General features: G+C 59.7%; 13 protein-coding genes and 3 pseudogenes. 11 read left to right on the forward strand and 5 right to left on the reverse strand.

Annotated features, from left to right (window positions below):
* Positions 1–602 precede the first annotated feature (602 nt).
* Positions 603–854 carry a hypothetical protein gene (locus tag NKI20_RS31830; protein WP_023763185.1) on the forward strand — a complete coding sequence of 84 codons (252 nt, stop codon included), beginning with the start codon at positions 603–605 and terminating at the stop codon, positions 852–854.
* A gap of 198 nt (positions 855–1,052) precedes the next feature.
* Here NKI20_RS31830 and NKI20_RS31835 read toward each other — a convergent pair whose 3' ends face one another.
* Complete coding sequence (locus NKI20_RS31835) at positions 1,053–1,367, reverse strand: DUF982 domain-containing protein (protein ID WP_352602433.1); 315 nt, start codon at positions 1,365–1,367, stop codon at positions 1,053–1,055.
* 373 nt (positions 1,368–1,740) lie between these two features.
* Between NKI20_RS31835 and NKI20_RS31840 the strand changes: the two genes are divergently transcribed.
* The 9 genes and pseudogenes from NKI20_RS31840 (at position 1,741) to NKI20_RS31880 (ending at position 12,188) form a co-directional block, all read left to right on the forward strand.
* On the forward strand, positions 1,741–3,141 hold the full coding sequence (locus NKI20_RS31840; protein ID WP_352837849.1) for a Do family serine endopeptidase: 1,401 nt from the start codon (positions 1,741–1,743) through the stop codon (positions 3,139–3,141).
* Between the two features lie 569 nt (positions 3,142–3,710).
* Positions 3,711–4,457: pseudogene (locus tag NKI20_RS31845) on the forward strand (YoaK family protein); the annotation flags it as partial.
* A 255-nt stretch (positions 4,458–4,712) separates the two neighbouring features.
* On the forward strand, positions 4,713–5,027 hold the full coding sequence (locus NKI20_RS31850) for a helix-turn-helix domain-containing protein (protein ID WP_023758334.1): 315 nt from the start codon (positions 4,713–4,715) through the stop codon (positions 5,025–5,027).
* Complete coding sequence (gene hyfB, locus NKI20_RS31855; RefSeq protein ID WP_502898182.1) at positions 5,024–7,045, forward strand: hydrogenase 4 subunit B; 2,022 nt, start codon at positions 5,024–5,026, stop codon at positions 7,043–7,045. Before NKI20_RS31850 ends, hyfB begins: the two co-directional genes overlap by 4 nt.
* Complete coding sequence (locus NKI20_RS31860; protein ID WP_352487162.1) at positions 7,036–7,992, forward strand: respiratory chain complex I subunit 1 family protein; 957 nt, start codon at positions 7,036–7,038, stop codon at positions 7,990–7,992. The genes hyfB and NKI20_RS31860 overlap by 10 nt, the downstream gene beginning before the upstream one ends.
* Complete coding sequence (locus NKI20_RS31865; protein ID WP_023758337.1) at positions 7,992–8,654, forward strand: hydrogenase-4 component E; 663 nt, start codon at positions 7,992–7,994, stop codon at positions 8,652–8,654. Before NKI20_RS31860 ends, NKI20_RS31865 begins: the two co-directional genes overlap by 1 nt.
* Positions 8,651–10,102: a hydrogenase 4 subunit F gene (locus tag NKI20_RS31870; protein ID WP_352837850.1), complete on the forward strand. Its 1,452-nt coding sequence runs from the start codon at positions 8,651–8,653 to the stop codon at positions 10,100–10,102. The genes NKI20_RS31865 and NKI20_RS31870 overlap by 4 nt, the downstream gene beginning before the upstream one ends.
* A gap of 19 nt (positions 10,103–10,121) precedes the next feature.
* Positions 10,122–11,639 (forward strand): hydrogenase large subunit, encoded by a 1,518-nt coding sequence (locus NKI20_RS31875; protein ID WP_352837852.1) that lies wholly within the window; start codon positions 10,122–10,124, stop codon positions 11,637–11,639.
* A 12-nt stretch (positions 11,640–11,651) separates the two neighbouring features.
* Positions 11,652–12,188 (forward strand): NADH-quinone oxidoreductase subunit B family protein, encoded by a 537-nt coding sequence (locus NKI20_RS31880; RefSeq protein ID WP_352837853.1) that lies wholly within the window; start codon positions 11,652–11,654, stop codon positions 12,186–12,188.
* Positions 12,189–12,331: 143 nt separating this feature from the next.
* Here NKI20_RS31880 and NKI20_RS31885 read toward each other — a convergent pair whose 3' ends face one another.
* From NKI20_RS31885 to NKI20_RS31900, 4 genes and pseudogenes are all read right to left on the reverse strand, one after another.
* Positions 12,332–14,701 (reverse strand): aminotransferase class III-fold pyridoxal phosphate-dependent enzyme, encoded by a 2,370-nt coding sequence (locus NKI20_RS31885; protein WP_352837855.1) that lies wholly within the window; start codon positions 14,699–14,701, stop codon positions 12,332–12,334.
* A 179-nt stretch (positions 14,702–14,880) separates the two neighbouring features.
* Positions 14,881–15,780, reverse strand: a complete 900-nt coding sequence (locus tag NKI20_RS31890; protein ID WP_352837861.1) for a LysR family transcriptional regulator — start codon at positions 15,778–15,780, stop codon at positions 14,881–14,883.
* 189 nt (positions 15,781–15,969) lie between these two features.
* A pseudogene (locus NKI20_RS31895) lies at positions 15,970–16,227 on the reverse strand (LysR substrate-binding domain-containing protein); the annotation flags it as partial.
* Positions 16,200–16,463: pseudogene (locus NKI20_RS31900) on the reverse strand (LysR substrate-binding domain-containing protein); the annotation flags it as partial. The pseudogenes NKI20_RS31900 and NKI20_RS31895, both read right to left, overlap by 28 nt.
* 453 nt (positions 16,464–16,916) lie before the next feature.
* Here NKI20_RS31900 and nadE point away from each other — a divergent pair.
* Positions 16,917–17,750, forward strand: coding sequence for an NAD(+) synthase (gene nadE, locus NKI20_RS31905; RefSeq protein ID WP_352837857.1), 834 nt, complete (start codon positions 16,917–16,919; stop codon positions 17,748–17,750).
* The last annotated feature ends 245 nt before the right edge of the window (positions 17,751–17,995 follow it).

Here is a 17,995-nt window from a genome sequence, read left to right on the forward strand (position 1 = left end):
GACGCCCTGGAACACTGGCTGAACGAGCGCGACATTGCCGAAGACCAATACGACAGCGGCGGCGGCATCTGACGACACGGAGATGAAACTTAAAGGCCCCGGCGCATCACCAGCACCGGGGCCCTTGAGGCATGTACGAGCTACCTATCATGTCTGCATATGATCGTGGCCTAATATGATGAATGAACAGTGAATGACCACCATCTAGCCTGGGGACAATGACCGGTGCAGCGGGCGACCTTGGAGGGGCTGATGGCCCGCCGCACTTGTCACTCTCCCCACGGGATATCCGCGATTTGACGGGACCTCAGCGTTTAACGCAATTGCGCCAAAAGGATTACCCCAGTCAAAGGGGATGATCGCTGCTGCTACCGGGTGAACTTTCGTATCGCCAGTCTCTCGCGGCGGACTTGGAAGGCGGGGCGGACTTTGAGGGCGGCAGCCGGCGCTTCGCTGTCAGATTCAGGTCCAACTGTTGGCTGCATGCCCACTATGCCATCTCTGCCCCGGACTCGCCGTCGCAAGCGTAAAGCCGGGGACGCCTCTTGCAAATAGTCCTTCGAACACCATCTGCTTCGCTAGCATTTCGGACGGAGGAAAGGATGAGCATGACACGCCAAGACGTTCTCTCGATCCTCGGACGCGTAGACGACGCAACGATTGCTGAAATCATTGCGTCCGGTGCTTCGCTCGAGGAGTTGAGAGAGGCATGGGCCTGGGCTTTTGCCGATGAGGCGCTGATGAGCGAGGGACGACCGCTGCCAGGAACACGGATGGCAAATCTAATCGATCTGATCCAACCTGACGAAGACCTGGCGGATCCGGCCCAAGGGAATCCCGGCGGCAGCCATTAGTTGTGAGATGCCGGCTACAGCCTTTCGAAGACCAATCCCGATTTCCCGTAAGTCCTAACTCTGCGGGCCTTGCCGTCGCATGACCTTGGTCACCACCTCACACCTTTTTGTCGCTGCATCCTTGGCTACCCCGTGGCACCGCGAGGCATCGGGCGGCAATTCGAATTGCCCACTTCTTTAGCCGCTGGATGCCGGGGGCTAACCGTCAATGTCCATAGGCTGATTTACGCCGCCAATCTTCGGCCCTGTCATCCAGTGCGGCGCCACAGGCACATTGTCGATCACACCGACCCTGCGTGCCCAAGCCGTAAACGTCTTGTGCGCCGCCTCGACGGACTTCCGACCATCATACGCAGCGTAGCAAGTGTCACATGCCGCCGCGTGAAGGAGGCCACGCCTTTCGACCGGCCATTCCTCCAGAAACTCTATCGCATCCATGAGACAAACGATCTTTCGGAGAGCAAAGGTATCGTCCCGTACGAAAATCGCATGTTTGAACATCTCACTTTCCATAATGACCTCCCTTCGAATTGTGCGCCAACCGATTTCTGCCTCGTCCTGTCGCCAAGATGTGAACCCGGGGTAAGCCGACCGAACTCGGCAGCTGTGGAAAAGATCGGAATCGCCTCTTTTCAGTTCAAGAGGAGATGCCGAGACGAACTGCTAGAATCCTAAGGCGCCTTGCGAGCGCTGGGCCAGCATGGCGACAAGCGCGCGATAACGAAAAACCCGTCGATGGCCGAGGCAGGTTTCAGGTCCAGGATTTCAGCCCTTTGAGCGCCATTTTTTCGGTCTGGTGAAACAATCAGCGTGGATCGCAGTTCTTGCGTTCGTAGGGGCATAGTCACGCAGCGGCGCCGGGGCGGCCCGGGCAGGAGAACCAATCATGTCCTACATTTCAAAGAAGCAATTATGGGCTGGGCTCGTGGCGGGAACGCTGATCCTCTCGGTCGGCGACTTTGCTCCGACCGTAGCTCAGGAGATCCCGAACGATTTCACCGAAATCGTGCGGCAAAAGCTGCCGGCAGTTGTCGCGATCACGACGAGACAGATTATCCAGGACCAGACAACACTCAACGATTTTCTCGACCCGTTCGATAGTCGCGGCTTGGGACCTGCCCAACCGCAGGTACGAGAAGCCCTTGGCTCCGGGTTCGTGATCAGCCCCGAGGGCTATATTGTCACCAACAATCATGTTGTCGCCGACGCTACCGAAGTTCACGTCCTGTTTTCCGACAAGGAATCCAAGCCCGCGCGCCTTGTTGGCCGGGACCCGGCCACGGATATCGCCGTGCTGAAGATTGAGCCGCGACCCAACATGACAACAGTCGCTTGGGGCGACTCGGACGCAATGCAGCCGGGGGCCTGGACAATCGCGATCGGCAGTCCATTCGGGCTCGGCGGAACCGTCACAGTTGGTGTGCTTTCTGCCCGTTCACGCGACATCCAATCCGGGCCTTTTGATGATTTCCTGCAAACAGACGCCTCCATCAACAGGGGCAATTCCGGCGGACCGTTGTTTAACGTGCGCGGCGAAGTGATCGGGGTCAATGCCGCCATCGTCTCGCCGTCCGGGGGCAGCATCGGCATCGGATTCGCCGTGCCTTCGCGAACTGCCCAGAGTGTCGTCGACCAGCTGATCCGCACCGGCCGCATCGAACGCGGCTTCATTGGAGTGCGGCTCCAGGAAGTCTCGCCGTCAATTGCCGAGGCTCTTGGAATGCCAGGGCCAATGGGCGTGCTGGTCGCTTCCGTCGAGCCCGGCAGTCCGGCCGACAAAGCAGGTTTACAGTCGGGTGACGTCATCACCCGTTTCAACGGCAAGGACATTCAAAGTGTTCACGATCTGACTCTTGCAGCAGCAAATCAGAAGCCAGGGTCAAAGGCGACGCTGACTAGAATCCGGGATGGCAGCCCGCAGGAACTGGCCCTGACAGTTGGTCAACGCAAGGACGACGAGGTGCAGACGGGCGCTGTTCCTCCCCCTGCGGCCGCAGACCAACATCTTGGACTTTCGCTCAGCCCGATCCCGGACGAGGCGCGTCAGCAACTGGGTCTACAGCCGGGCACGACCGGCGTGTACATCCAGCGAGTGGCACCCAACAGCCTTGCCGAGGAAGGCGGCCTAAGGCCTGGCGACGTGATCGTCTCGGCCAACAACCGGAATGTGACGCAGCCTTCGGATATCCAGCAAGAGTGGTCGAAATCCCGTCAGCAGAACAAGCCAATTTTGCTGCGCATCGACAGGCAGGGACAATCACTTTTCGTAGCCCTGGCGGCCTCCTGATATACAATGCGTCAGAACTGCTGCGTAGACTGCTGTGCCAAGTCCGAGCGAGTGCCAGGGCCTGACGGAGCATCGGGTTCGACGGCGCCATAGCTCGCGCCTTCTGAGCCAGTACGCGATCTGCTCAAAAGATTGGGATACGCATCAAGGCTGCCGCTGCCCTCGTTCCTCGATCACCTTCAAGCGGACGGTCAAAACCGAGCAAAGGCCTTGCGCCATGACTTTCGTCGAGACGCTGCCGAGGTGACGGCGGATTGCCGAGTGCGGGCGATCACTATTTTTCGATTTGTATTGATGTTTTATACTCCAATGATACCGTTCCGAATATCATTTCTCATATCAGACACCAGCACCTCGATGATCACTGCTTCCCAGCTTCGTGCCGCCCGCGGCGTCAGGTTCCGGCACCCAGAAATGCTGCTGGGCAGGCCAAACTAGATAATACAAAGCGCTTGGCGCCACGCATTCACCGTCCTTCGTCCTCCTTTCCTTCCAGAAACACCAATGAGCCTCTCCCAGCACGTCAGCTTGCGGTCCCGCTTTTCCGCTTGGAAAGGCAAGGGTCGCTCATGATCATGTATCTGCGCCGATTGACCGGAAAGGAACGAAGCGAAAGAACCGATCGGCATCTCGCCCGTTTCTTGACCTTTGTCGCAGGGGCAGCCAATGCCGGCGGCTTTCTGGCGGTTCAGCAGTACACGTCCCACATGTCCGGCATCGTTTCTTCGATGGCTGATCATTTGGCGCTCGGCAACGTCGAACTGGCGCTCTCCGGGTTGGGGGCCTTGTCGTCATTCGTCGCTGGTGCGGCTTGTTCGGCAGTCCTGGTCAATTGGGGAAGGCGGCAGAGCCTGCAGGGCGAGTATGCGTTCCCGCTGGTCCTGGAAGCGATCCTGCTGATCTGCTTCGGTCTGCTCGGCAGTCATCTTGCCCGCCATGAAGCCCTATTTGTGCCAATGACGGTGATGCTGCTTTGCTTCATCATGGGCTTGCAGAACGCCATCATCACCAAGCTGTCGGAAGCCAGAATTCGGACGACGCATGTCACTGGCCTGGTGACTGACATGGGCATCGAACTGGGCAAGCTGCTCTATTGGAACATCCCAGGCAATAACTCGGACGACCTGTTCGTGAAAGCAGATCGAAGGAAGCTGAGGCTGCTAGCGTCGCTTGTTTCATTGTTCTTTATCGGCGGCATCATCGGCGCCGTGGGTTTCAAACACGTCGGTTTTGCAGTGACGCTATTTCTCGCGGCCATGCTCCTCGTGCTTGCCTCCATGCCCGTCCTGGAGGATGTGTCCGTTCGCATGAGGCGGCTCTGGCCGTAGTTCGACAGACCTTTGCTACATGCCGGATTTTGCCGCGTGCCGGATTTGGCTGCACTGCCGCACCGACTTCACGAACTTTGTTCTGTGAGCACCCAATGGGGCTTCGTCATGCGGCGCTTCGCACAAAGGCCGTAGCGGCCAAGGCAGATGCGTCACGCATCATTATTTGAATGCTCTACATTTTAATATATGCTGCAACTCGTAGAGATAATATCTCAACGCTGGGTAAGAGGGGATGCGACCGTGATAACCGCTCCACAGTTGCGTGCTGCGAGGGCACTCCTTGGCATCGATCAGCGCAGGCTTGCCGAATTGTCCGGCCTTTCCGTGCCGACAATTCAACGCATGGAAGCCAGCGAGTCGATTATCCGGGGCAATGTCGATTCCCTCATGAAGTTGATCGGGGCACTCGATCTCGCCGGCGTCGAATTGATTGCCGAAGGCGCCTCTAGCCAAACGGGCGGGCGCGGCGTGCGGCTGAAGGCAGACTTTGACCCTGCCAAGGTTCTGGGCGGGGTCGATGCGGATGCCAAAATTCCCGTGAGGAGCGTGGCGTGATTTCAGGGGCCGCGGTCCTCCTATGGAGCGTTGCTGCGCTCCTGGGGACTGCGGTGCTTGCGATTGCGGAAAGCCGCAGGTCGGGCTCGGGAACACGCCTGATCTACAGCCTGACGCTCGGTATATCGGCGGCTGTGCTCCTGGTTCTCGCCAGCCGCATCTTCGATGATCCCGTCACTCCATCGACTGCCGCGTTGCCTCTTGGGTTGCCATGGATTGGCGCTCATTTCCGCTTGGATGCGCTCTCCATGTTTTTCCTCGTCGTCGTCAACTTCGGCGGCGCCATGGCCAGTCTTTACGGCCTCGGATACGGCAGGCATGAATCTGCGCCACATCGGGTGTTGCCGTTCTTCCCGGCCTTCCTCGCAGGAATGAATCTTGTCGTGTTGGCCGACGATGCCTTCACCTTCCTGCTTTCCTGGGAATTCATGTCACTCGCGTCCTGGGCGCTCGTCATGGCGCACCATCGCGAGCCGGACAATGCGCGGGCGGGTTACATCTATCTCGTGATGGCGAGCTTCGGCACACTCGCGCTGCTGCTTGCATTCGGCCTCCTGTCGGGCCCTGGCGGGAACTACACGTTCGAAGCGATGCGTGCTGCCGCTCCCACCCCTTTCGTCGCAACTTTCGTCCTGGCGCTCATGTTGCTGGGCGCGGGCTCCAAGGCGGGACTAGTCCCTTTACACGTCTGGCTCCCACTCGCTCACCCGGCCGCGCCAAGCCACGTCTCGGCTCTGATGAGCGGCGTCATGACGAAGGTCGCCATCTATGGTTTCATACGCGTTACCTTCGATCTGCTCGGTGAGCCGGCATGGTGGTCGGGCGTTGCAGTGCTTTTTCTCGGAGGCCTGACGGCGGTTCTCGGCATCCTTTACGCCTTGATGGAAAAGGACCTGAAGCGGCTTCTTGCCTATAGCACCATCGAAAACGTCGGCGTGATCTTCGTAAGCCTTGGACTGGCGCTGGCATTTAAGGCGAACGCGATGCCATCGGCAGCAGCATTGGCCCTCACCGCCGCGCTGTTCCACGTCCTCAACCATTCCTTTTTCAAGAGCTTGCTGTTTTTCGGTGCGGGCGCCGTGCTGACGGCAACCGGCGAGCGAGACATGGAGAAGCTTGGCGGGCTCATACATCGCATGCCCCTAACAAGTTTTGCCTTTCTTGTCGGCTGCGTCGCGATCTCGGCACTTCCACCTTTCAACGGGTTTGTTTCCGAGTGGCTGGCCTTTCAAGCCATATTGCAGAGTCCCGATCTGCCACAATGGGGGCTGAAAGTCATGGTGCCTGCCGTTGGTGGTCTGCTGGCACTCTCGGCGGCACTGGCCGCGGCCTGCTTCGTGAAGGCGTTCGGGATCACATTCCTCGGCAGGCCACGCTCGGCCGCAGTTGAACGCGCGCACGAGGTCGATCGGTACTCGCTGGCGGCAATGTTCGCCCTCGCGGCACTTTGCCTGTTTGCAGGAATACTTCCAGGTCTTGTCATAGACGGCCTCTCGTCGGTGACGCGCCCGCTGGTTGGCAGCCGCATGCCTGTGCAGATGGCGCAGGCCTGGCTGTCGATCGTGCCGATTGCAGCAAGCCGCAGTTCCTACAACGGCCTGCTGGTTTTCCTGTTCATCGCCTTTTCCGCCTCCACCGCGGCATATGTGATCCATCGCTTCGCGTCGCATGCACTCCGCCGGGGTCCGGCCTGGGGTTGTGGTTTTCCGGATGTGATCCCAAGCTCGCAGTACACGGCCGTCAGCTTCGCGCAGCCCATCCGCCGCGTCTTCGGTACATTCGTATTCCGGGCAAGGGAAACGGTCGAAATGCCGGCCCCTGGTGAGATCGGCCCAGCTCGTTTGAATGTCGAAATGCATGATGTGATCTGGGAGGTGGTCTACCAGCCCATCGCCAGGGGCATCGACTTTGCGACCGAGCACCTCAACCATCTGCAGTTCCTGACGATCAGGCGTTACCTGACCCTCGTCTTTCTTTTTCTCGTGGCCCTGCTTCTGGTGCTCGCACTATGGCCCTGATCCTTGAGTTGGGCGTTCAAGGTGCGCAGATGACGCTCGTCCTTTTGCTGGCACCGCTCCTTACCGGCTTCGTGCGCAAGGTAAAGGCACGACTGTTGCGCCGCCAGGGTCCCTCCCTGATCCAACCCTACCGCGATCTCCTGCGGCTGATGCGCAAGGAAGTCGTTCTGGCGGATAATGCATCCTGGCTGTTTCGCGTGACACCCTATCTGATCTTTGCCGCTACCTGGGTCGCCGCCGCACTCATCCCGACATTCGCCACCGGCCTCACATTCAGTTGGACCGCCGATCTCATAGCCATCGTCGCACTGCTTGGAAGCGCACGGTTCTTTCTGGCGCTGGCGGGGTTGGATGTCGGTACGAGCTTTGGCGGCATCGGCGCAAGCCGCGAGGTGATGATCGCTTCCCTGGCCGAGCCCGCCATGCTGCTGATCGTGTTCAGCCTGGCGCTCGTCGCCGGCGCCACGCAGTTGTCCACAGTCGCTGCCTTCATGGGCTCGCCACAGGTTGGCCTGCGCGTATCGCTCGGGATGTCCCTCATCGCTCTCGTGATGGTGGCGATTGCCGAAAACGCCCGCATACCGGTGGACAACCCATCGACCCACCTGGAACTGACCATGGTTCATGAAGCGATGGTGCTGGAATATTCGGGTCGACATCTGGCGATGATCGAGTTCGCGGCCTTCCTCAAACTCCTGCTTTATATGTCGTTGATTTCCTGCGTCTTCCTGCCTTGGGGGCTGGTGACCGCCCGAGCCGGACCGGGATCTTATGTTCTGGGCGTCGTTTTTTATATCGGCAAACTTGCCGTCAGCGGCACTCTCCTCGCCCTGTTTGAGACTGCCATCGCCAAGATGCGGGTCTTCCGCGTCCCGGATTTCCTGGGTGCCGCTTTGATGCTGGCCCTGCTCGGCACGCTTCTGCTGTTCGTCTCGCGGAGCCTGTGATGCACAGCCTCACCTTCGACATCGCTCACCTGCTCGCCGGCGGCCTGGTGCTGGTCAGCTTCATGATGCTGTACCAGGATCGCCTCTTTGCTCTGATCAACGTTTTTGCGCTTCATGCGATCGTCCTCGCCATGTCCGTGGCCTGGCAGGCATACATTCAGGACGCCCATCATCTCTATGTCACTGCGGCGATCGCTCTCGTTTTCAAGGCGATCGTAATTCCCGTTGGGCTTCATCGCATCATTCAGCGGCTCGGCATCCATCGCGACATCGAGACCGCGGTCGGCATCGGTCCGACCATGCTTGCCGGAATAGGCCTGGTGACGCTCTCGATGGTACTGATGCTGCGGGTCACTCCCGAGGCTGACCCCCTCGCCCGTGAGGACCTGGCCTTCGCGCTGTCGATCATATTGTTGGGGCTTCTGGTGATGGTCACCCGCCGTAATGCCGTCAGCCAGGTTGTCGGCTTCATGTCGCTCGAGAACGGCCTGGTGCTGGCCGCCACGGGAGCCAAGGGCATGCCGCTGGTCGTCGAGATAAGTGTCGCCTTCTCGATCCTAATCGCCTTCATCGTCATCGGCGTCTTCTTGTTTCGCATCCGCGAAAGGTTTGACTCGGTGGATGTCGGCGCGCTCGACGACTATAGGGGCGAACGCCGATGACCGCGTTTTCCTTCGATGCCGTGGCCGCCATTTTGGTGATACCAGTCGTCGCGGCCGCGCTTTTCGCGGCGCTGCCGAATTATCGGTTGACGGCCGGCCTGAATGTCGCTGCGAGCTTCCTGACCTTGCTCGCCGCGCTGTCACTGTTCGTGATGGAGCGACCAGAGCCCGGCCAGTATCTGCTCGTCGACGATCTCAACATCGTATTCATCGTGCTCAACACGTTCGTAGCTTTCACGACCAGCGTTTTCAGCGCCTCCTACATTGCGCACGAACTGCATACCGGACGACTGACCGCGCCGAATTTGCGGTTCTACCACGCAATGTACCAGATCATGATGTTCGGCATGAACCTCGCCTTCGTGTCGAACAATATCGGTTTGATGTGGGTTGCGGTGGAGCTTGCCACGCTGACCACCGTGCTCATGGTCGGCATCTATCGCACGCATGAAGCACTGGAGGCCGCCTGGAAATATTTCATTCTGGGAAGCGTCGGCATAGCACTTGCCCTCTTCGGCACCATCCTCGTCTACATGGCCGCCCAGCCGGTTGTCGGCGAGGGCACCAATGCAATGGTCTGGACAGTGCTTATCGAGCACGCGGCGCATTTCGACCCGGCATTGCTCAACGTTGCTTTTGTCTTCTTGCTCCTCGGCTACGGCACCAAGGTTGGGCTCGCGCCCTTGCATGCCTGGCTGCCCGATGCGCACGCGGAAGGCCCGACGCCGATTTCCGCAGTGCTGTCGGGCTTGCTGCTGAACGTCGCGCTCTATGCCGTGCTGCGCTTCAAGCTGCTGCTCGCGGCAAGCCCCGAAGCAATCGCGCCTGGGCCACTGATGATCACGATGGGGCTGACATCGCTCGTTTTCGCAGCCTTCATGCTCTACCGCCGCCGCGACATCAAACGCCTGTTCGCGTACTCCTCGATCGAGCACATGGGCATCATCGTGTTCGCTTTCGGCATGGGTGGCCCGCTCGCCAACTTTGCCGGCCTGCTGCACATGGTCATGCACAGCCTGACCAAGTCGGCGATCTTTTTCACGGTCGGACATATTGCACAGGTCAAGGGAACGCAAAACATAGCGGAGATCCGAGGACTGACGGAGACGCATCCAGGGCTTGGCTGGGCGCTCGTCATCGGCGTCGTCGCCATTGCCGGCCTCCCCCCGCTCGGCATCTTCATGAGCGAATTCCTGGTCGTGAGTTCGACATTTGCAAGATACCCCCTTTTGGCGATGCCGTTGGTATTCGGGATTCTGCTCGCTTTCGGAGCCTTGCTGCTTCGACTGACCGGCGTCGCTTTCGGCGAACCGCACGGCAGCACCGCGCCCGCCAAAGCGTCCTACGTTCCGATGTATTCCCATTTGGCGTTGGTGTTTGCCGCCGGCATCTATCTGCCGCCTCCACTGGTCACATGGTTCCAGCATGTCGCAAGTATCCTGGGGTGAAGCGGACGGGAGAAAAAGCATGCCCGCACTGATCGACTTCATCCTCGCTGGCCAACGCGTCGAGAAGCATGCCCCGTGGCCGCGTGCTGTGGTGACCCCGAGAACATGGAGCTTTGCCATCGAGCAACTGGTCGAGGGTCACTGGAGCTTGCTTGGTCTGTGGGGCGAGCCAAGCACCGTCCACATGGCGCTTCTCGATGAAAATGCCAAGGACATCGGCGTTGTCAGCCTGGAATGCCGGGATGGCCGCTACCCGTCGGTCGGCCGGCTACATGCGCCCGCGTTGCGCCTCGAACGCGCGGCCGCTGACCTGTTTGGGCTCTTGCCGCAAGGCGCGCCCGATACACGACGGTGGCTTGACCATGGCCACTGGGGTGTCAGCTATCCATTGGCCACCCGCGTCCGGACATCTGCCCCGACAGCGTCCCCCTACCCCTTCCTGCCTACCGAGGGGGAAAGCCTGCATCAGATCCCGGTCGGACCCGTGCATGCCGGCATCATAGAGCCGGGGCATTTCCGGTTCACGGCGAGCGGCGAAACGGTCGTCCGGCTCGAGGAGCGCCTCGGATATACCCACAAGGGCATAGAAGGTCTGATGGCGGGGTCCGATATCGACCGCGCCGGTAAGCTGGCGGGCAGAATCTCGGGTGACAGCACCGTGGCATACTCGCTTGCATTTGCCCGCGCGGTCGAAGCGGCGCTGGGTATCCAGGTTCCATCACGTGCGGTCTGGTTGCGGGCGCTCATGGCCGAGTTGGAGCGCCTGGCCAATCATCTGGGCGACATCGGCGCTATCTGCAATGATGCTGCCTTCGCGCTCATGCATGCCCACTGCGGGGTATTGCGCGAGCGTGTATTGCGGGCAAACGATGCTGCTTTCGGCCATCGTTTGGTGCGCGATCTTATCGTACCCGGAGGGGTGGCAAGCGAACTAGGCGAGGAGGGAGCGCGGGCGGTTCGGTCGGTGATCGCGGAGATCAGGCAACGCTTTCCTCACCTGATTGAACTTTACGACAACACTGCCTCGCTGCAGGACCGGACCGTCGGAACCGGCCGACTTAACGTGCAGCTTGCCCGGCAATACGCAGCCGGCGGCTATGTCGGTCGCGCCTCTGGTCGCGACTTCGACGCTCGGCGCAGTCCGGGCTACCCCCCTTACGACGAACTCACTTTCGACGTAGCTGTCCTTAAGGAGGGCGACGTTAATGCCCGCGTCTGGATCCGCATCCGCGAGGTCGAACAGAGCCTGTCGCTCATCGAGCAAATCCTGGAGCGGCTGCCCCGCGGTCCGATCCGCGTTGATCTCGCCGTAGCAGATGGGCCGCGCGAGGGCATGGCGCTGGTCGAGGGTTTTCGGGGCGACATTCTGGCCTGGCTGCGTATCGGCAAAGGCGGCTTGGTCGAGCGCTGTCACCTGCGCGATCCGTCATGGTTTCAATGGCCTCTGCTTGAAGCGGCGATCGAAGGAAACATCGTCGCCGACTTCCCGCTGTGCAACAAATCCTTCAACTGCTCTTATTCAGGCCACGATCTCTGAGGGTACGCTGTCATGCGCAAGCTGCTTTTTGAAAGCCTGATACGTCCGCCGCTGACAGAGCGTCCGCCGGCGGCGAGCGACACGGCGGTCGATGAACTCGCGCGCGCGCTCGATGGCGCTGCTCACAAACGATTGGGGCGCAGCCTGTCGATCCGGGCAGTCGATGCCGGTTCCTGCAATGGTTGCGAGCTTGAGATGAACGCGCTCAGCAATGCTTTCTACGACATCGAGCGTTTTGGAATCCGATTCGTCGCATCGCCTCGCCATGCCGATGTACTGCTCGTCACCGGGCCCGTGACCAAGAACATGCGAGAGGCGTTGAAGCGAACCTACGACGCAACTCCCAATCCCAAATGGGTGGTCGCACTCGGAGATTGTGCCAGGAACGGCGGCTGTTTCGTCGGCAGCTATGCCGTGTTGCGCGGCGTGTCGGAGGCTCTGCCTGTCGACCTGCACATTCCGGGGTGCCCGCCACCGCCAATCGAAATTCTGAAAGGCCTGCTCGCCTTGCTTGAGGGCGTGAATTCAAAGAGTGGTCCCCGAAGTTGAATATCGATGTGGAGGCTTACCAGGCCGGCCTTGTCGCTGCATGCGTCCAATGCAATGCATAGGGTTGTCATAGAACGCCTGCTGGCCACGCCTGCCACGACTTCATTCCATCGACTGGGTCGGCGGCGGTGTTTTCGGACTCATCATCGCGCTAAGCTGGCGTCAAAAGCGCTGATGAAAACGTCCACTTCCTTACGCGACCAGATCAGTGGTGGACGGAGCTTGAGGGTGTTGGGCGTCCCTTTGCCGATGAGGATGTTCCGGGCAAGCATGTCTTCTATAAGGCGATCGGTTTGCTGAATTGCCGGTTCTTTGGTGAGGCGATCGGTCACCAGTTCGACGCCGGTCATCATCCCGCGACCACGTATGTCGCCGATGATTTCGTGGCACTCAGCCAAGCGGCGCAGCTCGCGCCGCAGATACTCACCTGTCTCGGCGCTTCGCCTTACCAAGTCTTCTCGCTCGATGACATCAAGCACGGCCATGCCGGCCGCACATGCAACGGTGTTGCCGCCAAAGGTGCTGAACAGAAGCGGATATGTGCCGGTGAGGAACCGCTTCATGAGTGTAGAGCTAAAAATGACAACGCCGAGAGGGTGGCCGTTTCCGACCGGTTTGCCCATCGTTATGAAGTCGACATTGTCGTCCTTTAGTCCATTTGCCCTGAACCCCCAGAATGCTCCCATGCGGCCGCAGCCGGCCTGTACCTCGTCCGCAATGACGAAGCCGCCCGCGGCGCGAACCTTCTCCGCAACGAGATTGAAATAGTTTTTCGGCGCCTGCAAAACCCCGCTCGAGCACAAGGCGGTGTCTACCATGAATGCTGCGGGCCTGTGGCCCCTTTCGCTCAAGGTGGCTATCGCCCGGTCGGCGTCGGCTGCGTACCTTTCAGCGGCTTGCGGGTCGCTGGCGTAAGGCCCCCTGTACATATCCGGTGCGATCAGGGTTTCAATCCGTTTGGGATGCTCTTCTGCAGGAAGATGACGCCAGCTTTCATTGGAGAGCGCCGTCGTGAGCTCGGTGCATCCGTGGTAAGCTTGGTCGATAATCAAGCCGCCATCATGCCGCCTGAGCGACATGGCTATCTGCATCGCCAGGTCGTTGGCTTCGCTGCCCGAGTTGACGAAGATGCAGGTGTCGAGGTGATCAGGCAGGTCGGCGGTCAGGCGCGCTGCGTACTCGACCGCCACGTCGCACACGTAGCGCGTATTGGTGTTCAGCGCGCTGGCCTGGCGGTAGATCGCTCTCGCCACATGCGGATGGCAATGACCAATCTGGGGGACGTTGTTGTAAACATCCAGATAGGCGGTGCCATCGGCGGCATACATCCAGGCGCCGTCGGCGCGCGTGATATGTAGCGGCTTCTTGTAGAAATGCCATATCGGTCCCATGCGGGCTTCGCGCTCACGCCTGAGCAAGTCATAATCGTCTCCGAGGCGCTCGCCATTGTTGCCCATAGCGCCATAGACCGGAAACCGGCATGCCTGACGAAGCCTGCGGACCGCCTGCGCGCGACCCTGACCGCTCAGCAACGTCATCATTCGGGGATAGTGACTGGCGTCTTCGATGTGGCGGATCCCGGATTCATCCGTGGCTTCTCTCGCTTCTACAATAACAGTGGCCATCGCGAGACGCAGGAGCATCGCATCGAAAATGAGATCAATCTCATTTTCTTCGAGCGGGTACGTCGAATCGAAGCCCGATGTCACGTCGCAAAGGTAAGCGATCGGATCGTTATCATATTTTGAGAATGTCTCGGAGGCAGTGACAATGTCGGCGACAATCGAATTATAGCCCATATCGCCGAAGTCGATGACACCCACCGGTAAGGTGCTATTCCGGGGATCGACCAGGATGTTGCCGCCATGCGAATCCTGATGCACGACTTGCCGGCGCGTCTTCAGCAATTGGGGAAGGGTAAAACGCTCGGCGCGCTCGAAAATCTCCTCGCACAATTGCCGAAGCCTGACGTCAGAGATCTTCGCTATGTGCGGGCGTAGGGCCAGGGCACGTGAAATATCCCAGAGATGCACATTGCTGCAGGCATAGGGATGAAAGAAGTCCCTCAGCGCATGGGCAAGCCGCCCAACCATCGCGCCTATATTGTAGCGGGTCTCGGCGGAAAACGCTTCCTCAACCTGCTCCACGACTTCCCCCGAAAGGAAAGTAAGCACACGCACCATGTGCTGGGAGCCGCGCTCGTCCTCGATCCATTCATAAGGGACGCCTGCAAGGGAGGGAACAACGCGAGGCACAGGGAGGGCCGGATCCCGCTCGAAGATATGGTTCAGGGCTTTGACCTGCATATCCACGACGCCTTCTGGCTCGCTTGCATTCGATATCTTGACGACGATGGCGCGACCGTCGATGCCTTCAATCCGCCAGGATAGATCGCGCTCGGAAGCCAGTTGCTTGTATGGCCCCTCAATCCCGTAAAGACGCGCGACCACGTGCCTTGCCGCTTCCAGCGAAAAATTGGGAAGATTGCGAAGAAGCAGATCATCGGTGCTCATTCTGTACCCCTGAGGTCAGCATCAGAACATTCGCCGCGGGAAGGCGGTCAGGTCGCTGCTGCAGATCGAGCGGGGGAAGTCAGCACGCGCATTTTACCCCGAGCTTCTCCAGCGGAGTCAGAGCCTAACCCTCTGCCCGGTTGGTAAGAATAATATTCAGAAAACGCATACATTGAATTTCACAAATGTATCCGGTGTGCCCTGATAATCGTGTCGCTGACATAGGCAACGTTTGCCGCCTGTTCGCCTGCGCGCGTGGCGACCTCAATGTCGGCGAAATAGGCCTCATCGGCTATGGCGAGTCGGCGCAGACGCCCTTGCTGCTCGAACAAGCCTGCAAAGTGTATCGGCAGGACTCCCAAATAGGCGCCGGACAGAACCATCAAAAGCTGCGCCTCAATGTCAAACGCCACGCGGTTGGCGGCCAGGTTGTCGAAACGCTGGCGTCGCATGCCGTACCAGTAACCTCTGTGAATCCACGGGTAGCCGTAGCATTCCACGCAGGTAACCGCCTCTTCCTTTCGGCGAAAGAACGGATGTGCCGACCCGCAGAAGACAGCATGTTCCTCCCGGTAGATTATCTCGTATCTCAGGCTTGCAACTTTGATGTCGGAACCGCCTATTCCGATATCTATCTCGTTTTCAGCGACCGCCTTCGTTATATCGTTAGGCCGCATGATCTTGAGATTTAGTTCGATTTCCGGTGCGGTTTCGGAAAGCTCGGCAATTGCGTCAGACAGCCGAAAACTTGGATCGGTCGCCATGCAGTCGACAATACCGACGCTGACCTCTCCCGCCAAGGCGCTTCTGAGGCACGAAAGCCGGGCAGAGTTGGCGTCCAGCATCCCGGTGATTTCTGTACCTATCTCGTAAACCCGGCGCCCCTCTTCGGTGAGCGAAAACCCGCGACGCCCGCGTTCGCATAATCTTACGCCAAGCCGTCGCTCAAGCGCGGTCAAATGGTTGGAGATCGTTGGCTGGCTGAGCGACAGCTCCATTTGTGCTGCAGATATGCCGCCATTGCGAACCACGCTTTCAAAGACACGAAACAAGTGGAGATCGGGGCCGGATATCTTCATGAATGCAAATTGCATCAAATGCGCTGGACGGCAAATTCGGGGCGACACCCGCGTGTGGCGAGATCTGGGGGCAAGTCGCCTTTTCACGCGGAGCTGGGTCGAGCCAGCTTGTCTGTCGGCGCGCTTAGAGAAACGTTTACCCCGCTGAAATTCGATTGGCGAGCAATAGCTGTCGAACGGCTGGAGGGGGTTCTGCTTCCGCCAAGCGAGCCAGAAATCGACGGTATGGTTCCACCACGACAAGGATCGGAATTTGACGCCGGGTACTTCCGCGCGCGTGGCGCTCGCGGGGACGAAGCCTCGGCCCACGCCGGCCTCAACCAGCCCAAGCATCGCCGAAAGCTGAGACACTTCGTAACGAATTTCGGGCCGAAAGCCGGCGCTGGCACATTGCTGAGCAAACCGGACTGCCAGTTGGTGTCCTCTTCCCGTGGCACAACGACCCATGCCGCCCCGTCCAGATCGGGCGGCCGGATCTGCCGCTTCCCCGCCAGCCTGTCGTCCACCGGCAGTGCTAGGAGAAGGCGATCCGCCAGCAGCTTGTGAACCACAACATCATCGTTTTCAGAGCGTGGCGTGTAGACGATCCCGGCATCGATCACTCCATCCGCGAGCGCCTTTAGCTGCAGCTCGCTATTGAGCGGTACGAGATCCACGGCGAGCGACGGGCAGCGCGCGCGCAGTTCCCGACCGAAGCGGAGGGTACTCCGCGACTAGACTTGTTGCTGCGGCTGTCTTCCGCATTGCCAAAACCGAGCCATTGGAATGGTAAGGAGGGGGCCGATGGGCCGTTGAGGCACCTGTTCGGTTGAGAGCATCCAGTCGCGGGCGCCACTGGTGTCCCAGGCAGCGGTCTCTGCGACGAGGCGATCGTAGGGTGTCGATCCGACGATCGAGGCACTGGCCGCGCAGAACGCCGATTTCGATCGACAATGTTGAGCCAACTGGCCTGCTTGTAGTGGCCCCCAGCCGGCGCAGGATGCGTCGCCTCTGATAGCGGCAGGCAACCCGGCCTCGCACGCAGCATTGAACTGCTCGTCGAAGCCAATATCCTACCCAGGCTACAACCCATCGAATCATTTGTGCGGAGGTACTACCTAGACGGAATGCTGTGATCTCAGGAGCACCCGCTGCCAATGACCGAACAGGAAATGATTATCAACGCGTTGGGTGTCGCTCCCAGTGTTGACGTCGCGCTGGAAGCACGCCGGCGTATCGACTTTCTCCGGACGTATCTGCGTGCATCGGGGCTCAGCGCCTATGTGCTAGGGATCAGCGGCGGGGTGGATTCACTGGCCGCGGCCCTTCTGGCTCAACGGGCCGTTGAGGAACTGCGAATGGCTGGATACGACGCCAAATTCCTGGCCGTTCGGCTCCCGTATGGCGACCAGGCCGACGAGAGCGACGCCCAGCGGGCCTTGGACACTATAGGGGCGGACGAAGTGCACCGGGTCGACATCAAGCCGGCTGCCGACGCAATGCTGGATTCGATCAAGCGGGCCGGTGTCGAGTTCGGCGACGCAGGCCGCGAAGATTTCTTGCTTGGCAACATCAAGGCGCGTCAGCGCATGATTGCCCAGTTCGCGCTCGCCGGTGCCAGCCGAGGACTGGTCATCGGCACCGACCATGCTGCCGAGGCACTGATGGGCTTCTTCACCAAGTTCGGCGACGGCGCCGCCGATATCCTTCCTCTCTCGGGGCTAAACAAACGCAGGGTGCGGGCCTTGGCCGCGCATCTGGGCGCTCCACCCGAACTCGTCGACAAGATCCCGACCGCCGACCTGGAGAACCTTGTCCCTCTTCGTCCTGACGAGGATGCATATGGCGTCACGTATGAACAGATCGACGATTTCCTCGAAGGCAAGGAAATCGACGAGGCCGCGCGGACACGGATTCTTCATGTGCATTCCAGCACGGCACATAAGCGAGCGCTTCCGGTGACAACGATTGCGCTAACACTATCGCCGTAGGCTTCTTCCTCTTCGGCATCCTCGGAGCGGCCCTGCCCGGCCGGCATAGGAGGCGATCTCCTTGTCGAGGGTCGCCGCAGTCTTGAACAATCGCTGTTGCTCAGTCCAACTTCGCCAGTGGGCGGGTGGACATCGACCAGTGTTCGGGTGAGAGCGTATCACTAGAGCGGAATGAATTGAGGCTGAATCGGCGTGGGATTCCCTTAGGCGTGCAAATCTGATTCAACCTTCATGCTGGGCAAGGA

Source organism: Mesorhizobium sp. M0830 (genome assembly GCF_040319965.1).
In the GTDB taxonomy this organism is placed as follows: Bacteria; Pseudomonadota; Alphaproteobacteria; order Rhizobiales; family Rhizobiaceae; genus Mesorhizobium.